24 protein-coding genes are annotated in these 22,422 nt (G+C 40.7%); all 24 read right to left on the bottom strand.

Annotated features, from left to right (window positions below):
• Positions 1-240: 240 nt before the first annotated feature.
• The 24 genes from ACFQ4A_RS13750 to merR all read right to left on the bottom strand — a co-directional run bounded on the left by ACFQ4A_RS13750 (position 241) and on the right by merR (position 22,102).
• Positions 241-384: a hypothetical protein gene (locus ACFQ4A_RS13750; RefSeq protein ID WP_382401590.1), complete on the bottom strand. Its 144-nt coding sequence runs from the start codon at positions 382-384 to the stop codon at positions 241-243.
• A gap of 13 nt (positions 385-397) precedes the next feature.
• A complete protein-coding gene (locus tag ACFQ4A_RS13745; protein WP_382401588.1) occupies positions 398-1,927 on the bottom strand; it encodes a hypothetical protein in 1,530 nt (509 codons plus the stop codon).
• A gap of 28 nt (positions 1,928-1,955) precedes the next feature.
• Positions 1,956-2,246 (bottom strand): hypothetical protein, encoded by a 291-nt coding sequence (locus ACFQ4A_RS13740; protein WP_382401586.1) that lies wholly within the window; start codon positions 2,244-2,246, stop codon positions 1,956-1,958.
• 18 nt (positions 2,247-2,264) lie between these two features.
• The gene (locus tag ACFQ4A_RS13735; protein ID WP_382401584.1) at positions 2,265-3,989 is read right to left on the bottom strand and encodes a peptidoglycan DD-metalloendopeptidase family protein; all 1,725 of its coding nucleotides are present in this window, start codon (positions 3,987-3,989) and stop codon (positions 2,265-2,267) included.
• Positions 3,990-4,008: 19 nt separating this feature from the next.
• Positions 4,009-5,322, bottom strand: a complete 1,314-nt coding sequence (locus ACFQ4A_RS13730) for a hypothetical protein (RefSeq protein WP_382401582.1) — start codon at positions 5,320-5,322, stop codon at positions 4,009-4,011.
• Positions 5,323-5,338: 16 nt separating this feature from the next.
• Positions 5,339-6,541 (bottom strand): Mbov_0395 family pilin-like conjugal transfer protein, encoded by a 1,203-nt coding sequence (locus ACFQ4A_RS13725; RefSeq protein WP_382401580.1) that lies wholly within the window; start codon positions 6,539-6,541, stop codon positions 5,339-5,341.
• A gap of 3 nt (positions 6,542-6,544) precedes the next feature.
• Complete coding sequence (locus ACFQ4A_RS13720) at positions 6,545-8,416, bottom strand: VirB4 family type IV secretion system protein (protein ID WP_382401578.1); 1,872 nt, start codon at positions 8,414-8,416, stop codon at positions 6,545-6,547.
• 112 nt (positions 8,417-8,528) lie between these two features.
• Entirely contained in the window at positions 8,529-9,413 is an 885-nt protein-coding gene (locus ACFQ4A_RS13715; protein WP_382401576.1) for a hypothetical protein, read from the bottom strand.
• Positions 9,400-9,699, bottom strand: a complete 300-nt coding sequence (locus ACFQ4A_RS13710) for a PrgI family protein (protein WP_382401574.1) — start codon at positions 9,697-9,699, stop codon at positions 9,400-9,402. Before ACFQ4A_RS13710 ends, ACFQ4A_RS13715 begins: the two co-directional genes overlap by 14 nt.
• A gap of 12 nt (positions 9,700-9,711) precedes the next feature.
• Complete coding sequence (locus ACFQ4A_RS13705) at positions 9,712-10,098, bottom strand: hypothetical protein (protein WP_382401572.1); 387 nt, start codon at positions 10,096-10,098, stop codon at positions 9,712-9,714.
• 2 nt (positions 10,099-10,100) lie between these two features.
• Entirely contained in the window at positions 10,101-10,778 is a 678-nt protein-coding gene (locus ACFQ4A_RS13700) for a hypothetical protein (protein WP_382401570.1), read from the bottom strand.
• Between the two features lie 86 nt (positions 10,779-10,864).
• Positions 10,865-11,389, bottom strand: coding sequence for an RDD family protein (locus tag ACFQ4A_RS13695; RefSeq protein ID WP_382401568.1), 525 nt, complete (start codon positions 11,387-11,389; stop codon positions 10,865-10,867).
• A gap of 20 nt (positions 11,390-11,409) precedes the next feature.
• Positions 11,410-11,667, bottom strand: a complete 258-nt coding sequence (locus ACFQ4A_RS13690) for a TM2 domain-containing protein (RefSeq protein WP_382401566.1) — start codon at positions 11,665-11,667, stop codon at positions 11,410-11,412.
• 42 nt (positions 11,668-11,709) lie between these two features.
• Positions 11,710-12,090 (bottom strand): hypothetical protein, encoded by a 381-nt coding sequence (locus ACFQ4A_RS13685; protein WP_382401564.1) that lies wholly within the window; start codon positions 12,088-12,090, stop codon positions 11,710-11,712.
• The gene (locus ACFQ4A_RS13680; protein ID WP_382401562.1) at positions 12,087-12,269 is read right to left on the bottom strand and encodes a hypothetical protein; all 183 of its coding nucleotides are present in this window, start codon (positions 12,267-12,269) and stop codon (positions 12,087-12,089) included. Before ACFQ4A_RS13680 ends, ACFQ4A_RS13685 begins: the two co-directional genes overlap by 4 nt.
• Positions 12,270-12,287: 18 nt before the next feature.
• Positions 12,288-13,346, bottom strand: a complete 1,059-nt coding sequence (locus ACFQ4A_RS13675; RefSeq protein WP_382401560.1) for a ParM/StbA family protein — start codon at positions 13,344-13,346, stop codon at positions 12,288-12,290.
• A gap of 517 nt (positions 13,347-13,863) precedes the next feature.
• On the bottom strand, positions 13,864-14,526 hold the full coding sequence (locus tag ACFQ4A_RS13670) for a pilus assembly protein TadG-related protein (RefSeq protein WP_382401558.1): 663 nt from the start codon (positions 14,524-14,526) through the stop codon (positions 13,864-13,866).
• A gap of 12 nt (positions 14,527-14,538) precedes the next feature.
• On the bottom strand, positions 14,539-16,395 hold the full coding sequence (locus tag ACFQ4A_RS13665; protein WP_382401556.1) for an outer membrane protein assembly factor BamB family protein: 1,857 nt from the start codon (positions 16,393-16,395) through the stop codon (positions 14,539-14,541).
• Positions 16,396-16,464: 69 nt separating this feature from the next.
• Positions 16,465-17,217, bottom strand: coding sequence for a hypothetical protein (locus ACFQ4A_RS13660; RefSeq protein ID WP_382401554.1), 753 nt, complete (start codon positions 17,215-17,217; stop codon positions 16,465-16,467).
• A 140-nt stretch (positions 17,218-17,357) separates the two neighbouring features.
• Positions 17,358-17,810, bottom strand: coding sequence for a prepilin peptidase (locus tag ACFQ4A_RS13655; protein ID WP_382401552.1), 453 nt, complete (start codon positions 17,808-17,810; stop codon positions 17,358-17,360).
• A gap of 119 nt (positions 17,811-17,929) precedes the next feature.
• Positions 17,930-18,394, bottom strand: coding sequence for a TadE/TadG family type IV pilus assembly protein (locus ACFQ4A_RS13650; RefSeq protein WP_382401550.1), 465 nt, complete (start codon positions 18,392-18,394; stop codon positions 17,930-17,932).
• An 86-nt stretch (positions 18,395-18,480) separates the two neighbouring features.
• Positions 18,481-19,803, bottom strand: a complete 1,323-nt coding sequence (locus tag ACFQ4A_RS13645; RefSeq protein ID WP_382401548.1) for an ISL3 family transposase — start codon at positions 19,801-19,803, stop codon at positions 18,481-18,483.
• A 241-nt stretch (positions 19,804-20,044) separates the two neighbouring features.
• Complete coding sequence (merA, locus tag ACFQ4A_RS13640) at positions 20,045-21,685, bottom strand: mercury(II) reductase (RefSeq protein ID WP_382401546.1); 1,641 nt, start codon at positions 21,683-21,685, stop codon at positions 20,045-20,047.
• Positions 21,686-21,709: 24 nt separating this feature from the next.
• Positions 21,710-22,102, bottom strand: coding sequence for an Hg(II)-responsive transcriptional regulator (gene merR, locus ACFQ4A_RS13635; protein ID WP_017186745.1), 393 nt, complete (start codon positions 22,100-22,102; stop codon positions 21,710-21,712).
• Between the last annotated feature and the right edge of the window lie 320 nt (positions 22,103-22,422).

Below are 22,422 nucleotides of genomic sequence, written 5' to 3'. Positions count from 1 at the left end.
AAAACCCTGTCATATCAAAGGGTTATACAAGAAAGTAACGTCCGACGTTAATCATTCGCAACGTCAGACGTTCAAAATTGAAAATCCTTTTATATCAAGCGTTTAATCGTTCAAATTACGTCGGACGTTAACGATTATGCTTCAGCAGCATTTTATTGTTAAGCCTTCACAACGTCGGACGTTCGTAAAGAAAAATGCTGTCACATCAAGGCATAACCACTCAAATCACGTCAGACGTTTTCAATTTTGATTTGCTTTAATAATAGCTAACTTGTATTTTAATTCCCTATAAGATTTTCCTTTTGTATCGTTATAATTTGCCTTTTGCAATTGGCTGATAACGTGTTCTTTTTTAGCATCTTCCAATACATCAGTCATTTTCATCTTCCCATCCTCCTTATGACGAACGATTTATTGAATATACATTGTTTTGGCCACTTTGCGGTAAAGCTTCCTGAACCGTTTTAGTCGCCATTTCAAATTCTCTTGCTGCTGCTTGGTTCGTTGTAACAACCGGACGACCAAAACGCATAGCCAAATAATGATTAGGCTGATCATCCAGTACAATATCAGCGCCTAAACGGATTTTTTGTTCCTGTCCACTATTTAAAACGTTGGAAACAAAACGGTTCAGAACATTCAACACCTTGTGCCCCTGTAATTTTTCTCTTGCACGTTCAACTTGCCGGTGATGAACCACATCCATATCCGTCACATAAAGAAACAAGGCATTGTCCCAGTCCTTTGCCTTGTCCCATTCTTCGTATGGTAAATCTATGACACGATATTGTGCATTTCTCGTCATATTTTTAAACGGAGAAATGACCAAGTTAGGTAGTCCTTGTGGTGATCCTGGTTTCATGATTTGCATATCAAGATACTGCCAAATATCATCATCACCCTCAAAAGCTACTAATTCCGTATTTGCCCCCTGTTTGGATAATATTGTTGCGAGATTCATAGCGATATAGGTTTTACCGGCAGATACAGGTGACGTGACAATAATATTATAGCCCTGTGGCAAAGGGACTGACTGCACCGGTTCCGGCTGGCGGAAGTTCCAAACAGACGATACATCTGCCTGCTCGGAATTACCTGTAGCCTTGTTATTATCAGTATTATCAACTGTTGGCTGTTCCTCACCATTGGATTGTTCCTCAGCTTTTGCATATTGTTGGCTAATAAATCCCTCTGTCGGCTGTTTATTTTCCATTGTCCATTTTTCATCAGGCACACTGTTAGCCATTTGCGTAGTCTGTGTGACGTTTTCCTGTTCCGGAGTATGATTAGTCTCCGTTTGTTCAAACGACCATTGTGTGGTCATCTCTGTTTGTTTTTGAGGCATATCCGGAACTGACCAGTTCATTTCCTGCTTCATGGGTTGCTGAAATGTATTTTGTTGCATGGCTGGCATATTATGTTGCCACCCATTTGGTGTATCTTGATTCTCCGTTTGCTGTTGCTTCTTTTCTTTTTTTCGTTTCCATAAAGCACGACGTTTCTTTTTTGGTTCCTCCGCCGGTTGGTCAGTCTCATCCAACTCGCCCCGTTCAATTTGTTGCAGGCGTTCTTCTGCCATACCGAGCGTCGCCGGATATTCCAATGCCATTCTTATTTTTTCTTCTGTTACAGGGTCGGTAATGTAATCATAAACGCCTAGTGGTATCCAGTTTTGACGGATTTCCTCCGGTTTCGTATTTCCAATAAGCACTATCACCCGTGCGCCCTGTTTACGAAGTTGATATAAGACATCTTCGTTTTTCATGCTGCCCTCTAAAAATGCGGACAGAACAACAACATCCGGTCTGTACCGCCCGCAAAGGGTTAACACCCCTTCCTTATAGGCGATTGGCGGTATGGGTGAATTGGTGAGCTGTGTCATAAATTGATCTAATTCTTTTTGTCCTGTGGCTACAAGTACGTTCAACATGTTTACCCCCTTTTTCTGCTAAAGATTATGGCGCGTTATTCGTAAAGCTTTCGAGAACGCCAACCACTGTTTCTGCATTTCTTACAATCAAAAAGGCGATGATAGCAAAGAGTAAACCACCACCGCCTGCTCCTCTTAATTTGTTAGAGCCTAATAGAACCCCCAAGACCAGCACAAAGGCAGAAATACCTAAAACCACCATAAATAAAGGGGAAGAAATATTTTGCAACATGGTCAAAAATTGCTCAATAGTTTCCACAATCCAATTGCCAAATTCGCTCAGCGATACGGACTCTACTTCTCCTTTCTCGTTCATAATAATCCTCCTAACTTATTAAAATGACATATTAAGAAATGTCATGGGATTGACGGATTCCTTATTCTGCTCTACTTGGAAGTGCAGGTGACAGCCAGTCGATTTACCGTTCGAGCCTACACGGGCAATCATTTGACCCTGTTTAACTGTATCACCGGCGTCTACCAATAAATCCTTAGCGTACATATGACCATAAATCGTTGTTAAACCTCCGTTGTGGTTAATGACAATCCACTGGCCATAACCGCTTGCCGGGCCAGAAGCACTCACTTTCCCATTTGCTGCTGCAACAATCGGTGTACCGCAACTTGCACCAATATCAATACCATCATGAAAAGATCGGCTACCATTCACAGGATCAACACGAGTGCCATACGTTGATGTGACATTGGAAGATGATGGTGTTGGCCAAGCAAATTGACCACCGCCACCACCAGTCATGATTGTCCGTGAAAGTTGTATGGCTTCTTTGGCATATTCATCACTCCCTCCGGAATAATCATATAATGCTTTGTAAGCATCCTCATTCACTCCTAAATGGTTTAGATATTTAGCTGCACTAAAGATGGAATCTATTGGATCAAAAATATCTTTTTCGCCATCATTATTACCATCTACCCCTATCCACTCAAAGGTACTAGGTAAGAATTGCATCATCCCTCGTGCCAGTTCACCGCTTGAATTAGGATCACCGACTAAATTCGGACGGAATCGTGTCTCGATGAAACCGACTGCATACAATATACCGACATCCACATTATATTCCTCACTGGCATCTTCAAAAGCCTGACGCCATTCTTCCGGTAAACTGGAAATATCAATACCACCGAATGAATCCGCTGTAATGGTTGGCTGTCCGGTTAAAAAACCGAGTGATGGTTGGCCACTGCCGGCTGTTTGAGCTGTCTGCAACACCATTTCTCGATCGGTATCGCTGATTGTTTCCATTCCCAATTTTTCTTTGAGAATATCGTCCAACCTAGAATAATTCTGCTCAAAATCGACACCGGAAACAACTTTCTTTTTTACCGTAACTTCCATATTGTCGTTCTCTGTGGTTGTTTCGTCCCATTCGTAAGAATAAGAGTAGTCTCCTTTCACGGTGTCAACATGTTTTAACAGCTGCACCTCATTTTCCTCCGTATTCGTTACTGTTTTTGTGACGGTTTTAGTTTCACCGTTAGGCATCTCTTTTTCCACTTCTTTCTCTGTTTCTGTTGTAATGGTTACAGTGCTTGTTTCATATTCAAAAGAAGGTGCTAAATCTTCTGCCAACGCATCCAAATCGTTATAAGGCATCTCGTGTTGAGCTTCTTTTGTTTCTGCACTGTAAAAGTCAACACTATAAATCATCCCCCAATTCAAACGATATTTTAATTCTTCACCGGACTCTGTTTTGACACCAGGGAAAACACTGTCCGCCGCATCTTTATATTCCTGTTTAAGGGCTTCGTCCTGCTCGTTTACACCACCGTGACCATCAATATCCCCACCGGACACGCCGCCAAAAATAGCGGTCAGAGCCAATATAATTAATATAATCAATAAAATGACCCCGATGGTTACCCAACCATACGGGGTGGCAAAAATTTTCGTTATCAATGATTTACCAGCTTTTGCTAACAGCTTTATTACCTTTTTACCGATTTTCTTTGCTGCTTTTCCGGCTGCTTTTCCTGTTCGATTGCCGGTTCCTTGAAGTTTCCGTTGCGCATCTTCTTGTGGATCTTTTTGTTCTCTCAAATTTTCACCTCCTTATCTGCTATTCCCGCTTAAAGTGGGAACGTTGTGTATTGCGCTGTGGCTGTACACTGGAAGGAGATTGCATGGTTGAGCTTTCTTTTTCCGGTCTCGTTGGTTCTGATAGTTTTACGTTCTTGCTTCCGGTACTTCCGCCTGAATTGACTGGTTTAGATGATGGTTTTCTTTGTTCTGTTACATTAGTCTTTTGCATTTTTTGGACTGAATCCATCCGTTTATTTATTGTTGTCTGTTGTAAGCCTTGATTTGAGGGTGTATATTTCACACCTGTATTTCCGTTTTTTCCTTGCGTCGATGTGTTATTTGTTGTTCCGTTCATGCTTGGGAGTGTCTTTTTTTTTACATTTTGATCAGTTCCGCTATTTTTTACGTTTGCAGATTGTTCCATACCTTTAATCGGACTCTTATCTCCTGACCGGATTTTGCTAATTCCGCTTGCAGTGGCTTTAGCAGCTTTCATTCCACCATGCGCAGCAAGTCCTGCCGTACCGCCTACCGCTTTACCGGTTGCTTTCGATAAAGCTGTTCCACCTTTGGCCACCATAGCTCCGGCAGCCCCTCCAAATGGTATCGCTAATCCCATACCAACCATTGTGGATGGAATCTTTCCAACAACACCGCCGATTTTCCCACCCACATCAGTCCATTTTTTAGCCCGTGATAAGGCAGTTGGTTTCTGTTGAGAGTGATGGGGCGCAGAACTGTTTGGGTTAGGTGAACCGGTATTCGACTGACCGGATGAAGTAGCATTATATCCTGCTGCACCGGTATCATTGGAGGTACCTACATGTGCACTTCCCCCTGTTCCTGATGAAATAGGCCGACCATTTTTATCAAGAATGTGAGAGTTATTCCCTGCACCTTCATTTCTCTGCCCCGATGAAATAGATTGACCATTCTTGTCAACAATCGAGGAACTATTTCCTGTTTCTGCTGACCGTTGCTGTGCAAAACCCCTAGTTTGTGACTCATTTGTACGCTTTTCGGGCAGGTATCCGCCATTTCCTTTTCCATTTTCATCTGAAGGTCCTCCCGCTTTTCCGTTAGAGCCTCCGCCTGTACTGGGTGCATTCCCGGACTGTTTCCCTTTACCACCGTCAGCACCTCCGCCACTGGAACCGAACTTTTTCATTCCGGCTAAGGCTACAAAGCTTGCATTTCTCATTCCACTACTTAACGCGCCTTTTGTATGATCAGAAGCGTCGCCCCCATCATACACATCCAATAACCCAGCTATTAAGGTGCGGACTATCTTTGCGGTAGGTATCAGGACGAATAATAAAATCAATGCAGCTATTGCGTTTATCTCTAACAATTATAATCCTCCTTCCCTAAAACATAAGACCTCTCAATACGTTGACGATTACAACTGCCCCTATACAAATCAAACAGCCTATGATACTAGTTCGAATACCTTTAATAGCATGTGCCCTTGCCATCGGGTTACCACTTGAAAAGGATAGTCGCAAACCGTTATATGTTAATGCGCCGACAGCAACCACACCGCCAATGGCAATCAAGAAAGAGAGTATCGGGTCAACAACTGACTGCATGCTATTTCCAACAACTCCTAAGTTATCTAAATTGAAAATGCTTGTACCGTTGTTCGACGCATTAACAAAGGCTAAATAGAGTACAACAACAACCGCATGGGCTGATTGAATAAATGTCTGACTCAATAATTCTGATAACCAGAGTTTAAAGACTTCTCCATCCTTATCACGTGCATAAGCAACAGCTGCTAAAGGGCTGATGACAACAAGAAAGCCGATAATAAATTTTCGGAAAATGTAATGAATCAATAAAACAAGCGTCATAATCGCTAACCCTAAATGGAGAAATGCATCACCAAATGAATTACCGGTAAGACTTTTATCGTCCCACGATTGATCCAATACACTAAATACATCTCCGAACACTTCATTATCGGTAAGCTGTCTGAGACCATCCACGATTGCATAGTTTAAATTGAAAATAATAAAAACCACGATATACATAAACACCAGCATGGCTGCGCCGCCAATCCAGGCATAAATATTTTCAATTAAATGTGAACGTTGAATAGGGTTAGTACTTTCCTTCATCAACTTAATTCCGTAGTGAGCAATCATGACTACAAACAGTATCCAAGCCCCAAAAGAAAAAGCAATCCGTAACGGATTGACCGCGTAATTCCATTCTGCTGCCGAGAAAATATGACCAACAGAGGAAGAACCAAATTCCTCCCCGGTTAACGGGTTCACTGAACCGAATAACACAGACTGTAAATCCGTACCGGCAAACATCCACTCAATAGCTTCCGCTAAAACGTCAATGACCGTGGCAAGCAGGTTAATCATAATCCCTGTAATCATGCCGTGATCATCTTCAGCCGGATGTTCATCTTCAGCAGGTTTTTCCGGATCGGTTTCTGGTACATAACCTTCATTATCCTCCGGTACAGATTCAAAATCGGTTGCCGCCATAGTGACCGATGGCGTTACCGTAATAAACAGTGTTAAAACTGCCATAAAAGCTAACAGGAAGCGTTTCATAGTTTATTCCTCGCCTCCTCCTGGTGTCGTATTCACAAATTCATGCTCAAATGGGGAGGCATCCATACGCAGCAATGTTGCGTTTTTACCGATTTTGAGTAAAGCCTCACCAGGATAAGCTCCTTCTAAAAACTGCCTTTGTCCTTTTGGCAGGTGATACTGTTCCTGCACGTAATCAATGTCCGATTCACTTTGTTTTAACAACATCGTGGCGCTTGCATTGGTCAGAACAGCTTTTCCCTGCTGTGAACGGGTGAATTCCTCAAACGACTGCGAAGCCACACAAAAACTTGTATTCCGTTTCCGTACACGCCGGCTCATTTTTTCGAGAAACATCGCTGATTCTTCATGGTACATAAACATCCATGCCTCGTCCGCTATGGCCAGTTTTCGGATATGTGGATTTTGTTTTATAAATTTTTCCCACGTCCAACTCAGCACGATATGCATAGCAAGTGGACGCATCACGCCTTCTTCCAAATGTGATATGTCAAAGTCAATTGCCGGAACGTCTTGTAACTGTACCCGACTTTGTCCATCAAACAAGCCAAGTGAATTGCCGGCTGTAAACGGATATAACAGAGTTTGCAATCGTCTGCCATGTTCATAATCCCTTTCTGCCAGCCAATCCACGACATCACTAATCGTTGGCATCTCTTTCTTCCGGTAACCAACATAGCCAACACGATTATCCTTTTCATAAAGCGAGTTTGGATCACGTGTAATCCCTCGCTCGGAATACAAGGACATAATACACTGATCCAAAAGGGCATTTTCTTCCGGAGACAAATAATAACCACCATTTGATTTAAACATCACGTCAAACGTGGTTTTTAAATCCTGCAACTTTTCTTGCAGGTTTACCTTTTTGTTCCCGTTTTCGTCTGTTTCTTCCTCTATATCAAACGGATTAATAAGAGCCGGCTCATCAGGCTTAAAGTCCACAATCGCCCCGCCAAGCCTTTCTGTCAGTGCCCGGTATTCACCATCCGGATCGATAAAAACACTGCGGACACCCTGTAAGGCGGAACGGGCTGCTATCAATTTCAAGGTGTAACTTTTTCCGGCACCGGATTGCGCAAATACGTTGACATTGGCGTTCGGCATAACCGGCGGTCCAATAAAGGGATCAAAGATAACAGGCGCATTCGTGTTTAAATTTGTACCAAGATAAATACCGTCTTCATGTGCCATATTGCTCGCTGTAAATGGAAAAAGAGCCGTCGAGGCTCCTAAGTTAAAGTTACGATAATCATCCATTTTGTTTTCAAGCACTGGCAGAGTACTTCTCAGCCCTTGTTCCTGTCTTAAAAAATTACGCCGCAAATGAACAGAACGCCCGCCAAGACGTTCCTCTAATATTTTAGATAATTTATCCAATTCCTCTTTGTCCTCAGCTTTCAGTGTTATCAAGACCGTAACAAAAAACATCTTGTCCTCGTTCATCGTGACTGCATCCCGCAATTGCCACGCATCCTGAATACTTCGTTCCAACTCGCCGAGTTTGGAGATATTCCCTTTTTGTTCCGAAATAAGACGCTGTGATTCCAAACGTGTGATTTTGGCTGTTAAATCCTTTTCCACTTCATAATCCTGAACAGGTGTGATGTGTGTTGAAACCACGACATCCCCGACATCATAGACATCATCCAAAAATCCCATGCTAACTTTACGAGGGAAGTTCTTAACGACAAAGTTTCGCATCCACATGCCCGAACCAAGCTGAATGGCATCTTTTTCAATGTAAGCTCCGTCCGGTGCTAAAAAATCCTTAATATTAGTTACGCCTTTTTCCAGCCCTGATGTTTCGGCCGGCTTAGGTGTTTGTTGTGCTTGGTGTTTTGATTTCTTCTTTTTAAGGTTAAAGCCAAACATTCAATGCCTCCTTTATTTAAAACATTATTTATTTAAATATTTGTTTAAGTCTTTATTTAACTTAATATTACTTTATATCCGTAAAGGTTTATATATTGTTTTATTTATTCCTTTATAACATCACTAATTTCTTGCCTTCCTGTTGTTGTGAAGGTTCTTGTGAAGGATTAGGTTGCCCTGTCTGGAGCTGGCCTGTTTGCCCTTGTGATTCAAAATACGGGTGAACTGGTTTATCCCGTTCCACAGCAAATGATGTGTGTTCATCACCAAGCGCATCTTTCAAACGTGCGTTAATCACCCGATTGGAATGAAAAACGTTGTAGAATATATCAGACGCCTCTTGTGTATCCAGGACACGTGCGATATGACCTGCACGCCGTAAACCAGATATAATAAGTCCGCACCGGCGATCTAATTCGTTAATGGCCTGTTCTTTGTCTTCCATGTCATCAACCCCGACAACAAGATAATCTTGCTTAATGAGAATTTCTTGTTTTGTTTCCTCATTCAAATACTGTATATGTTCCTTTGCATATTCCTGTATGGCATCCGGCAGTATATGCAGTCTTTTCTCCATCTTGTTGATATAATCTTGCAAATCAACAGGACTGGTAATGGAAACCGGCTGAATGCTGAAACTTAATGAAGCCAGCACACCTGCCATTGAACCGTCCACAGTTTCCTGTTCCGCATCACTCAACGAGTGATAATTCAGGGAATCCACCCCAATCACTGCACGAATACTACGTCCATCATCCATTGTGATGACGCCTTGTTCTATTCGACGGAATCCTAATAGATCCTCGGCTTTTCCTTCCTGCGTATTATTCTGTTTTCCTTTTTTCTCCTTTGTTTCAGATGTCAGGGTTTGTGCTGTTTCTTCATCATCATCTGCTTTTGGTTTTTCCAACTTTTTGGTATAGACAAAAAGCACAATAAGGGCAACAGCCAGGACACCCATTATTCCAAGACCAAAATAGAGACTAATACGAATCACCCCCTCTTACATATGCCTTAGGACGTTTAATATAGCGATAATAATTCCATAAAAACTTGTCCAAGCGTCCATGTTCAGGGTGTTCAAAGAACGCCATCCCCAAAGCCCCGACCGTAATCGGAGCCATGAGAATCAAGCGAACAGCAGCCGGCAGAAAGCCTAAAAACCAAATACCAGTATCTATCAGACCGGCCACACCGATATAAGCAACCTGCCGGAGTGAAAGCTTCCCGCCAATAATTTTATCTTCTGCATCAAATTCCATTGGAACGTCATAACGTGGCACTCTGTTTCCTCCTTAGACGATATTTTGTATAAGCCCAACGATGACACCGGCAAAGACGGACGCACCAATGGCAAGAATACCACCAGCAAGCGACCACATAATGCCATGAATGGCTTCTGTCCTTGTTTGTGGGTTACCACTTGACCCAATTAATTTCATACCATCCAACACTAATTTACCGAGTAAAATAACACCGGCAATTCCGGCTAAGAATCGAATGATAATCTTGACAATTTCCCCAACTGTTGAGTCCAAGTCACGTGATGTAATATCAGATGTTTGATCCGGTACTGAAGCCGCCTGAACAATATCCGGCATCATAAAAAGAATCATCGCTGTCGAAAAAACAGCCATGATCCCAAGAACTTTCCAATTCATTTTTTGTTTGATAGTCGTCATGTTTATGCTTCCTCCTCTGTTTGTAAGTAATTAAAAAAGCCGGTTAAAATGTGCATTCCACCCCAAACATCTTGAACCAGTGGTCTGCGAAATTCCTCTAACAACGTTTCAATTTGTTCATTAGTATCACCCCCTTCAAAAATTTGTTCATATCGTTGTCTTCCTTCCTCACTGTCCATAGGGGTTTCAAGAATTTCAAAGAAGAATCCCGTCGTAAAATCAAATAAGCCGGGACGGGCATCATAATATTGGACATATGCTTCACCGTCATTGGCACTGAATCGTTCAATCAAACTTGCATAATTGGCTTCGGTATGTGCCAAATCTTCCAAAACTGTCCCGAGACCCTCATGTTGTTCTCGTTCCCGTAAATATTCCATCATATGAGCGATCTGCAAGGCTGTCCAACCCAATATTTCGGCAGAACGCCAGTTAATGTCCTCGGCCCATTGTTCCCTCGGACTTTTTTCCAGCACGTCCTGTATGTCTGCTTGTAGTACCTCACCTAATAAAGCGTCAGCTATAATATCCTCAGAAAACGAACGGAAACCGAGCCAATGTCCTAACCAGTTGTCAATATCAGTACCGATTGTGGAACCATCCTCATGTTCCAAATAACGCTGATAATACATTTCAGAATAATCCTCTGCTAAATTGAATTGATCGATTAACTTTGTCAAAATAATCATCTCCCTTTTCCTGATTAAAAAATCAAATTAAAAACCCCCGTTCATACGGGGGTAAGCTGTCACCCATCCTAGCTAAGCTACTTATTTATAGTGACAATATTTTGTGCTTTCTTTTTAACAACATAAGTACCGAATAAATAATCATGAAACCCTCGTTTGTTCCTGCTGACAATAATAATTCCCATATTCCCAAATAATACAATGGCGGTGATTGCACCACCTATATCCGGGTTAATGTCTCGAAATATTAAGCCCCAAATCCCCGCACTAACAAGCAACAGGGGTGCTCGCCATAGAGATTGTGTCCAATTCAGTATTCCTCCTGTTTTTGGCATGATCGCAATACTCATGGCTCGTTTTCCAATTGTTTGTCCGTAACTGTATCTATTCAGTAGTGCAAAATATAACAAACAAAAGCCTAAACCAATTAAATCTAAAATCGTTTGATAAGGGAGTACCTCAAGGCCATAATGATTAATCCCTGCCCATGCAGCTCCACAAATAGCAAAATCAATAATAATAGCAATCCCTCTACGTATCACGCCAGCCGGTTCGAACTCATTTGCTTGCAGTTCCACACGATACTCATCCAAAAGTGCCATTTTCTCCCTCCCTTCCTAATTTAGCGTGGGTGCCGGCACATGCCTGGAATTAGAAAGATATCAATAAATAACCAAATCCATAGTGGAATCAACAACAAATAGCCAACAAGCAACCATGACGTTGCCCAACCGATTAAACCGAGCAATAATTGCGTAATCCCTGATCCTACACGACCTGTATAGAAGCGATGAATACCAAGTTGTCCCAAAAAGAACCACAGAATATAACACAAGGCAATATTTTTTGCTGCATATGCTTTTCGGGCTTCTACTTCCATGTCATTTACCTCCCTTCTAATGGGAATATCGGAATTGTCCCGTTAATCTTGTAACCCAAAAGAGCTTAGCATCGCTTGTGCAGTCTCTTTGACCTTTTCATCAGCGACTTGTGGTTCTTCATCCTGTTGTTTATTGGTTTCCTCTGTTAAGGGACTGGTCGTAGTGTTCAGCTTGTTTAATTGTGTCTGTATAGCTTCGTAAGACGAATCATGACTTTCCCGTAATGAACGAATTTCCTTTAGCAATTGCTGGAATTGCTTTTGTTCCTGTTGCTCCTGTTTCATCTGCCGGTAGGCAAATCGGAGCATCTCCCGGATGACCTTGCTTGTTTGTGCATGCGGAACCTGTTCTAAAAATGTTGCAAGCTCCTTATCTTCCTCCTGTAAGCGAAAGGCATATCGTTTTTTCCATGCATGTGTCATCCTGATTCACTTCTCTGTCCTTTTAAAATCTGTAGTTTAGCCTCAGCAACTTTCATATTAAACACGGCCATCGGTTCATGAACTTTTAAGTTTTCAGGATCATTTCTGTATTTGCGGCGAATGTGAAGTAACTCGTTTTCCGCCGCAAGAAATTCCTTTTGCGCTTGTTCTATATCCATCAACTGTAACCCCCCTTATTAGCCAGTGGTTGAATCCGACGACTCAGATTGAAAAACAGCCTTGCCAAGCCGGGCATATCCAACTGCGTTGGCAAACTGGCTGGACGGAATAGTTTTCAGTCGATGATCAAATGCCGGTTGAAAATGTTCAGCGAATAATGTCCCGCCCCCGCCGGCAAGGAAAATAGCATCAAATAAATCCGATTCCTCAGCCCATACAGACTTTAGCCGATCCACAATATTGGCTGTAATGGCCTGCAAACTTCTGCCAATTACTTGTGAGAAATCCATCTTTTCTCCACGGTAAGTCAGCTCTCTATCACGTAAAATACGGTCTACATAAGACTCGCTTAAATCGGCCCCGCCTGTTTTTGTCTTATACGCTTGCCTGATCTCCCGATACAGGTTAATAACCCCTTCATCCACTGTTCCGGAAAGTTTTGTTTTTGGTACGAATGAGCCACCTTGCTTCATTTCCACCACGACAAAGTCTGTTGTACGGAAACCAATATCAATCAGCCCGATAATAGAGCCTTCCCGCATTAAATCAGCGTATACTGGGCGTCCTCTGTCATCCATTAGTGCCGCAAATATTGCCGCTGCGCCTTGTGGGAATACAAGCGCCTGCTCAATGGCAACTTTCCGCATACCGGACACTGGTCCTGACTGCCATTCTAACTCCGGTTGCACACCAGTAATCGACGCCTGAAAATCTTTTGCCTGTGACTGATAAAAATCCAGTGGCAAGCCTGTCACGACTTTTACAGCATTCGTATTTTCGTCTGTAACCAGTTGGATAGCAGTGTTTAACAAAATATGTGTATACCCGTGATTAAATCGTTCCCGTTCAAATATGCGTGACTGTGAACGGGATTCTTTGGCTAAATCTCCTACAAAATAATCTTCACCCTGTACCTTTACATGGATATTGGACAAGTCACGGGATGAATCACCAAACAAGTTCATAAGCCCCCGTTCATATCCGTTTCCGACAATAGATGGGAATAACACCTGTTTTCCATTAGAGGACATAGCTTTGACATAGCCATATCCTAAATCAACTGCAACAATTTCCATTTTGCTACCTCCTTGAATAAATAAAAAGTGGCCCTTCCTCAACAGAAATGCCCCTGCCTTCATCTTGCTATTGTGATGTGTACAAAACATCTTTTCGTGGTATAATAAGGAATAGAAAAAGAGATACTCCCATATAATAAAAAAGACCGCCGAGAAATATCGACGGTCAACAACAGACCGAACCCCGTCAAAGGGGGCGGCTCTTTAGGAAGATAAACCTCCCGGTTCCGAGCTACCAACTCAAGGGAGGTTTATTTATGTCTATCGGACATAATGAACGCCACAAGCATTCCGAATGCGAACAATAATGTGAGCACTTGAAAAGTTGACATATGGCATCACCCCCTTTCAGGGATGAGCCACCCTCCCATGAGAAGCCGGTCTATTGTTCTTTTATTCTATCATATTTCTAGCACGTATTTCCCTTAGTCCTATAACTTTATTTGCAGTTTAACATATTGTTTTATTTATAGTTTTAAATATTTATTTAAATATTCATTACCTTAAATAAATACCGTCACCATTCATTTACTTTTGCCCAACCTTCTGCTTCTTTATGAATATCTACATCATTAGGAACATCTTCACTAAAGAGACCCTCTGAAAAGAAAGGGAAATAGTCATAGGTTACATTCATATCAACCTCAGTTGTTATTTTATCCGGATCTGATAAATAAGCATTGAAATTTAAATTTCCACCATCTTCTTCTTGTTCTTTGGCCAAAGTTGATGATTGCGCATTTTTATTGAACAATTGACGAGCTAGCTCTTTTGCATCTTTTGGTCGAATTTCAGCCCATTTATCAACAATTGTCCGTGTCGGCGGTTCCTCAATATACTTCCAGTGGTCAAAAACTTTCTCAGTATAAGCCGGAATTCGTTCACATTCCCATTCATCCCCAGTAAAATAACCACACTCATAGTTATAAACTGGTTCCTCTCGAAATACTGGTTCTTTATAAGCATGTTGCTCATAATCAACAAGTTCATGTGCATCAGCTTGAGTTGCACCGGCCAATGCTGCCGCATCAGCCGCTTTATATGCATCACTTTGGATAATATGTGTGTTACCAATGTCAAGAATTAACAAGACAATCAAAAGCATGACAATGCTTGACATTGCAAAAAACGGAAGAACAGCACCCTCTTGTGATTTTAGGCGTTTTTTTATCTGTTTCATTACTTCACCCTCTTATCTGATCAATACCGGATTAACACGGTCTTTCTTCACTTCATGCTGTGTCCATGTTTTCACGCATTTATCGCCATCCCATGAATATTCACCTGGACAATTAATAGATGGCGCACCCGTTACGGTATACGTTTCAGTAATAACATTATTCGTTTCAATTGCTTCGTCAATCTCATCGTAGGCATCCACAACAAGTTTAACTTCGTATTCACCTTTCTGACTTGTTGCAAAATAAGCATCTGTTTTGGTCCATTCGCCCTTTCGTTCATCGGGTTTCAAACTGTTAAATTCGCGAATTTCAACCAGTGAACCATTGACGTATAGTTTGGTCGAAAAACTTTCACTGATGGTTTCTGTACCAATGTTGGTCGGTGTATTAAATATCCGCAGTGGAAGGGTTCTTTCGACTTCATCTGGTACAACAAGGTCACCTGATAAATCTTTTGACGGATGATCATCTTCCCATGGCGTTGAGTAAGCATACAATGTACCGTTTGTACCACTGGAATTTGGCTCTGCAGAAGTGTTAGCTCCAAATACAATATGTCCATCAGCAATCATAACCTCGGTTGCCAGCCCCTCACCTTGATAATAAGAACTACCGCTACCATCAATAGCGTTTAATACATATTTCTTATCGCCATCTTCCTTTGTAATAAAATGCGGTTCACCGGTTTCCAAATCATAGGACCGTAATTGACCATTTGTTGTCCCAACCATGACGATTGAATTTCCGTTACCATCTGTATTAATCGTAGGGTCATTGGCAATCTCACCGTCAAAGTTTCCGGATGATCTTGGGTCACCTGACGATGTGCGTGTCCATTTCACATTTCCATTATCTTCATCAAATGCAGCTACCATCCCAGTTTCTCTATAATCTTGATAACGAAATGGTACGACTAACGTGTCGCCCGACAATGCAGGTGAGTTGTTCACAAGTGTGATATGTGCCGAGTAAGAACTATATTTTTCGTTTTTCCATATTTGTTCACCAGTTGAAGCATCCACAGCATAAACTGTTCCGCTTTTGTCAGCGAAATAAACTCTGTCATCTCCCTCATCATAAACAGGAGTGGTAGAAACACCGTTGTCAGTTGTAAACGGTTGTGACCAGACAGGCTGAATAGAAGGAGCTTCACCAAAACCGTTATCAATAACGCGGAAAGCATCAACAAAACCTTCACGATTTAGGTGTTGATAGCTTACCGGGACAAATATAATAGGATTGTTACCTTCCTTAACTGCTGGTGTGCCCGTGATTTCCATAGGGCTAGACCCAAGACGAATTGGTTGGCCTTTACTTCCTTTAAAAAACTTTAAAACAGCATCCCCATTACCGAAAGCAATTAATTCTTCTCCAAGCATCGTAGGGGCATTAACCAAACGTGCTCCAGCTCGATATGTTCGCTCATTATTTAAGGTATTTGGATTTATTTTTCTGATTCGATCATCACCGGTTCCAACGTAAATTGAATCGGTTTTCGTATCATAAACCGGATGACTGGTGGCATGATAATCATTACTAATTTTAACCCTTTCTGCCCCTTTATCTAATAGTGACCCTACTGACAAATCCTCACCTGAGAATGGCATGTCCGATGGAATTTTATACAAATAGCCGCCTGCCTGATGAAAAATATAGCCATTGGCGACAATCGGTTGCGAGATTGACCAGCCAATATTCGGTATTTGCCATTTCAAATAGAGTGGCGGTTGCGTGTGTTGAGCAACTGCCTCATGTGTACGTTGTTGATCTTTACTTAAAGTTGGCCATGAGGACGATGCTGAAATGGATACAGGCAATAGCACCATAAATAATGCTAAAAGAAACAACCAACGTGCTTTTCTTTTCACTAATGTTCCCTCCTACCTAAAAAAGAACCAACACAATAAATGTGCTGATTCTTATAAACTTATATTGAATTATTTATAACGGTCACTAAAGTCTTTTTCTTCTTCCCATTCAATTTCAACAACTTCCCCTTCATCAATTCCACTACCATCAGAACTATCATCAGAACCACCAGAATCGCCCGATGAACCTGTTGATTCATTTTGTTCCGGAGGATTGCTGCTGTCTTGAGAGGAACTATTATCCTGCTTTGATGTACCTTGACTGTTATTGCCGGTATCCTCATTGGCTGATGAATCATTATCCGGTTCAGGTTGTGGATTGGTACGCTCACTACTGAATGAATTATTACTTCCACCTGCTGAACCTGAATCGCTCGAATTATTATTTGATGATGGGGCTGGATCGTCATTTACCTGATGACTGGTATTGCCCCCGGATGATGTGCCCTGACTTGCTGAAGAACCGGTACTACCAGCATTACTACTGGACGATGTATGATTATTCGTTGAAGGGCTGCTGTCACTGCTAGAAGAACTGTCACTTTCTCCATCAGATTGCTCTGTCGCTTTATCCTGTCCCTGCTGTTTTTTATCTCCTTCTTCACCTTTATTGTCCTTCTCATCCTTGCCCAATTCACCCTGTGTCTTTTTAGCATTAGCCAGCCAATCAGGGGAATCTGACATCCATTTTTTTGCGTTTTGAGCTGTCTTCTTTTCCGGCGATTCTAATGCTGCCCATATTGCACCCGAACTAGCCAATACAACCACAACTGCCCCGGTAATAATCACCCATTTTTTTCTTAATACTTTCTTAAGGTTCATTGATAATCCTCCCTTGTTTCTAATGTACCGCATTAAATAAAATTTTGAATAAGTGCCTGTAAGCAACAAATCCCGCGGATAACTCTACAGGATGTAATCTTTATTGACAATTTCAAATATAACACGATTATCAGACTATTTCACATAATCAACAAATTGTTGAATCCAGTGTTTATTATAAACAGTCCGGCTAGTATACCACCGCCTAATGAGACGCCATATGGAATAGGTTCTTTCCTTACCTCTTTGTACTTCCGTTTCTTTACGCCTACTTTCCAAATAAGCATGATCATAATATGCAATAATCCAATGACCGAAGCCAAAGCGAATGATATAAGGATGAACTGTATGCTTGTCCAGGCTCCAATTCCAGCCATCCATTTCACATCACCCATGCCAACCTGACCAAATAGCGCCGGAATGAGAAAAATCAACCCACTCACAAGACAGGAAATAATCGCCTGCATGACATGACCATTGAAAAATGATAAACCAATCCCGGACAGGATAAGCGAAACAGTCAGCCAGTTCGGGATAATCATCCAGCGAACATCGGTATAAACTGCAATCATTACAGATATTGATATAACCAATATAGCGACTCCGGTAATGTTACATCACCCCCTGATAAAATAAACAAGAATAGATAAGCAAGGGCCAATACAAAAATAAGGGTACAAACGCCAAATAATATATTCCATAACAATCTCATTTAACCAGTTCCCTCCGGCACAAGTTTAGTTTCATCTAAAAACCTAGCCGATGATTCCAATTGAATGGAAGTTCCCCAAAAGTCAGGATTTCCTAATAAGCCACCAATTAATGGAACGATGGTCGGCTGTTTGTACTGGATTGTGACTGATACCGTCCCATCACTATGTCTATTAATCGTGATATCATTTTCCGGATCAAAAGTCGTCATTGATTCGTACTGATACATAAGGCCACCATTAATCACCCCATTTTCCGCGATTGCACGAATTTTATCTTCATCCGTTGTGACAGCTGCAACCCTTGCCGCTTCATGACTGGCATTGGAAATCGTCAACTTACTATTAATGGCTAAAGCTAAAATAAGACCAACAATGATGAGAAACAGCATTAGGGGCAACATCATGGCAAACTCAGCAAAGGCTTGTCCTTTTCTACCTTTTAATTTTTCTTTTACATATTTCAAATTATGTCCTCCTTTCATTGCATAAATATTTAAAGAAATAAAACTTTAAATATTTAGGGTATTCGGTTTTTATGGTGGAAAAGGGCTTATAAATCACCCTTCTCCAAATTCTTAATAAGTGTGGAAAAATCGACACCAAAGTTGTCTGTAATGTTATGATCATTCACTTCATACCAATTGAAATTATCGTGTAACATAGCTTTATTGAAAGCACTTGAATTAAATCGTGGCTTACGCTTTTTATGGAGCTTCTCATTGAAAAGGATTTTGGCTCGTAAGGCATCAAACGAGTAACCTCTACCCATTCGCTCTACCTGCCTAATAATGCTGTTAATTGACTCCGTATAAGCGTTAGTGAGCCTTTTATAAAAGTAGTTGAATATTTCGACATGCCAGTTGTCTACGGCTCTCACGAGGTCTTTATATGCATCTTTAGAGTTACTGGACATACAACGGTGTCTCCATTGACTATAACGAAGACGACCTTCATCTGAATCAGGAGTATCCCATATCCAGTAAAACTCTTCTTTGAGTTCATAGGCTTCTTTTAAGGCAGGAAGATTACCTAACCAAGTCTCTAAGAGGAATGATTCACGTTCATTTAGATCGTGTTTACGCTTTAGAAGGATAAACCTTTCACGCATAAGGGTACGTCTTTCTTTTTGGCTCATATGAGCTTTCAAAGACTTTCTGACGTTATCTAAGGCTTGATTAGCCATTCTAATTACATGAAACTTATCTACGACCACTTTAGCGTGTGGAAGGATAGTGTTCACTGCGTCTTTGTAGGGCTTCCACATATCCATTGTGACGTACTCAATATAAGTCCTGTCACTGATTTCTGAAAGACGTTGGATGACTGTTTCCTTGTTACGGTTAGGCTTGATGTCATAAATAGTCCTGCGTTCAATATTAGTCAATACAAGCCGAGGTCTTCGGATAATATGTATCTCGTCTATCCCAAGCCACTTAGGAGTTTCAAACTGGTATTCACGTTCTTTGAGTGCCACATAGTCCTTAAAAACGTTCCTAATAGTTTTCTCGTCAACGCCAACGCTTTCTGCGACTTCTACAAAGGTCTTAGACATGGATTGCTCTTGAATAGACTTTAAAAGCCTTTTGGTCATACTACGCTTTTCATCTACAGATACTAGGCGTTCCCAGAAGGTAGATTCGCATTCACGACATTTGTATCGTCTACGGTTCAATTGTAAGCCCACTCGCTTTAAACGAATGGGCAAATCCATAATTAGTTGATTTCTTGAACTGTGTTTGTACAACTTGTCAAAACCACATTCAGGACAACGTTCAGGTGGTCCGACTGCTTCAACTTTAAACATCATATCGGTTTCATTTTCTTGTGGTGATTCTATTGTTTTAATGTCTGGTAGGGATAATAAGTCTGACATATTGTTCATCCTTTATTACTCTGCGGTGTTAAGGTATCAAATATAGATTTGATGTCGAAATCATCAGTGTTAAATTATTTTTGTGACCACAAATGCACTTAGAAAACCCCTTAAAGCATTTATATAATGGGTGATCGCAAAATAGTGTATGAAATCCTTTTGTAGACTTTGCTAAACTACTGCACACTTTAGTACAGTATTAGCTGGTTCACTTGAATAGGGAATTGTAAAAAAAGTTCCCTTAGCCTGCACAACAAGATAATTTCGAAACATCTTTATCGAACGTAAGTGCAGCTAATTTTAGCCCTTCAGCCATTGTTAAATATGGTGCTAGGGTTTCTGTTAAATCTTCTATCGTTAAGCCAAATTTAACAGCTAATGATGCTGCATAGATGACATCTCCTGCATTCTCAGATACAATATGAACTCCTAATACTTTTAGTGTTTCTGCATCTGCTACTAGTTTAAATACACCGGTTGTTTCACGGTTTACAATTGCTCTTGGAACAGCATCTAAAGGTAATACAGATGTCTTCACATCATACCCTTTCTCTTTTGCTTGTTCTTCTGTTAAACCAACCGTTGCAACCGTTGGATTCGTAAACGTAACAGCAGGGACTACCGATAAATCTATTTTTTTGTTTAACCCACCGATAGCATTATCAGTAATAATTCCACCTTCATAGGCTGCTACATATACAAATTGCGGTCCTAACGTCACATCTCCTGCTGCATAAATCTTTTCATTACTTGTTTGACCAAAATCATTGATCAGGATTTCATTATTTTTTCCGGTTTCAACACCTGCCGCACTTAAATTTAAAGAATCCGTATTTGGTTTTCTTCCAGTGGCAACAAGTAACTGATCTGATTCAATAACTTCTTTACTGCCATTTACTGTTACGTAAACCTTTTTTATCTCTCCACTTTGTACAACACGCTCAAAAGTTGCCCCTTTGACAAGGTTTATACCCTGTTCAATTAACGCTTTTTCAACTGACTCTGAAATCTCAGGATCATACTCCTTTAAAAGTCGCTCACTTCTTTGCATAAGCGTTATTTCTGAACCTAAATGATGAAATAGTTGTCCAAGCTCCATTCCAATGTATCCTGAACCAATTACAGTTAATCGTTTTGGTATTTTCTTTAACTCAAGAAGTGTTGTACTAGTTAAATAGTCCATTTCTTCAAGTCCTGAAATTTGGGGCAACGAAGGAGATGCACCTGTTGCAATTAAAAAGCGTTTTGCAGATAACTTTGCCCCATTGACCTCAACCGTACTAGCATCAACGAATTTTGCTTCACCTTTAATTAAATCAAAATTATATTCATCAATTAAATCCACATATTTTTGATTCCGAAGTTCGCTCACCAATTTATCCTTTTGCGTGATTAAACTAGCTAAATCCACTTCTCCAGCGGATGTTTGTAAACCTATAAACGGGTTGTCTTTTGATAAATGATTGATTTCCCCTGCCCTAAGAAGAGTTTTTGACGGAACACAGCCAATATTCACACAGGTTCCCCCAACCGTTCCACGCTCAATCATTCCAACTTTTGCACCGTATTCTATAGCTTTAATTGCCGATGAAAAGGCAGCAGCACCAGAACCAATAATAAGAAGGTCATAATTGTCTTCATTACTTAACGCCACGTTTTCTTGTGACGATACTTCTTCAATTTCTCCGGCTTTGTAATTTGCTTCATCAATCGCCTTTATTGCACTTTCAACCTCAATATCATTGGGTAGTTCAAATACTGCTTCACCACGACGAAAACTAGACTCAATATTTTTAGCACCTATCTTTTCAAGTGCTGATTCAACGTGTTTTTCACAACCCGCACAGGTCATTCCTTGAATGTTTACCTTAAATTTATTCATAATAAAGCCCCTTTCGTTAATCTCTCATGTTAATGTTTCTATTATTGGACACGAATGTAATTGCTTTTCATCTGGACATCGTTGTTTTAAGTCGTCTAACATAGTTTCAATTCGTTTTAAATCCTCTATTTGTTTTTGAACTTCCTTTTGTTTTTTAGAAACAAATTCGAACATATCTTGACAACGAACTTCATCTTTATCTACAACACCAAGTAATTTATAAATCTCGTTTAAAGAAAATCCAAGTTCCTGTATTCGTTTAATAAACCCAACACGCTTAACGTCATCATATGAATATATCCGATAACCAGCTTCCGTTCGGTGAGGTTCTTGTAGTAAATTTTTTCGCTCGTAATATCTAATCGTTTCTTTATTAACGCCACATTTTTCTGCAAACTCACTAATGCGGTAAATCATCTTATTTCACCCCATGAATATTATAAACCGTGTACCATAGTACACGGTCAAGTAAATTGGACTATTTTATTTTTTTCCCAACGTATCACTCGTATGTGATTGATACTTTTATAATACTATTGATTGTCCTAACATCCCACTAGAAAATCCGATTTAAACACCAGTTGTTTTTAAACTATTAAAAAAGTAATTCCACTATATATTCCGAAGACCCAATATTTATTGATTGTTTTATTTACTTCCGTGAAGAAATATTTATTTATTACAATATTTCCTCACACAAATAAATAAAGTAGAAAGCGACTCAAATGAGCCGCCTT

The organism is Lentibacillus salinarum, from assembly GCF_042679865.1.
In the GTDB taxonomy this organism is placed as follows: Bacteria; Bacillota; Bacilli; order Bacillales; family Amphibacillaceae; genus Lentibacillus; species Lentibacillus salinarum.
Note: the sequence above shows the minus strand (reverse complement) of the source record. Positions and strands in the feature narration are given on the sequence as shown.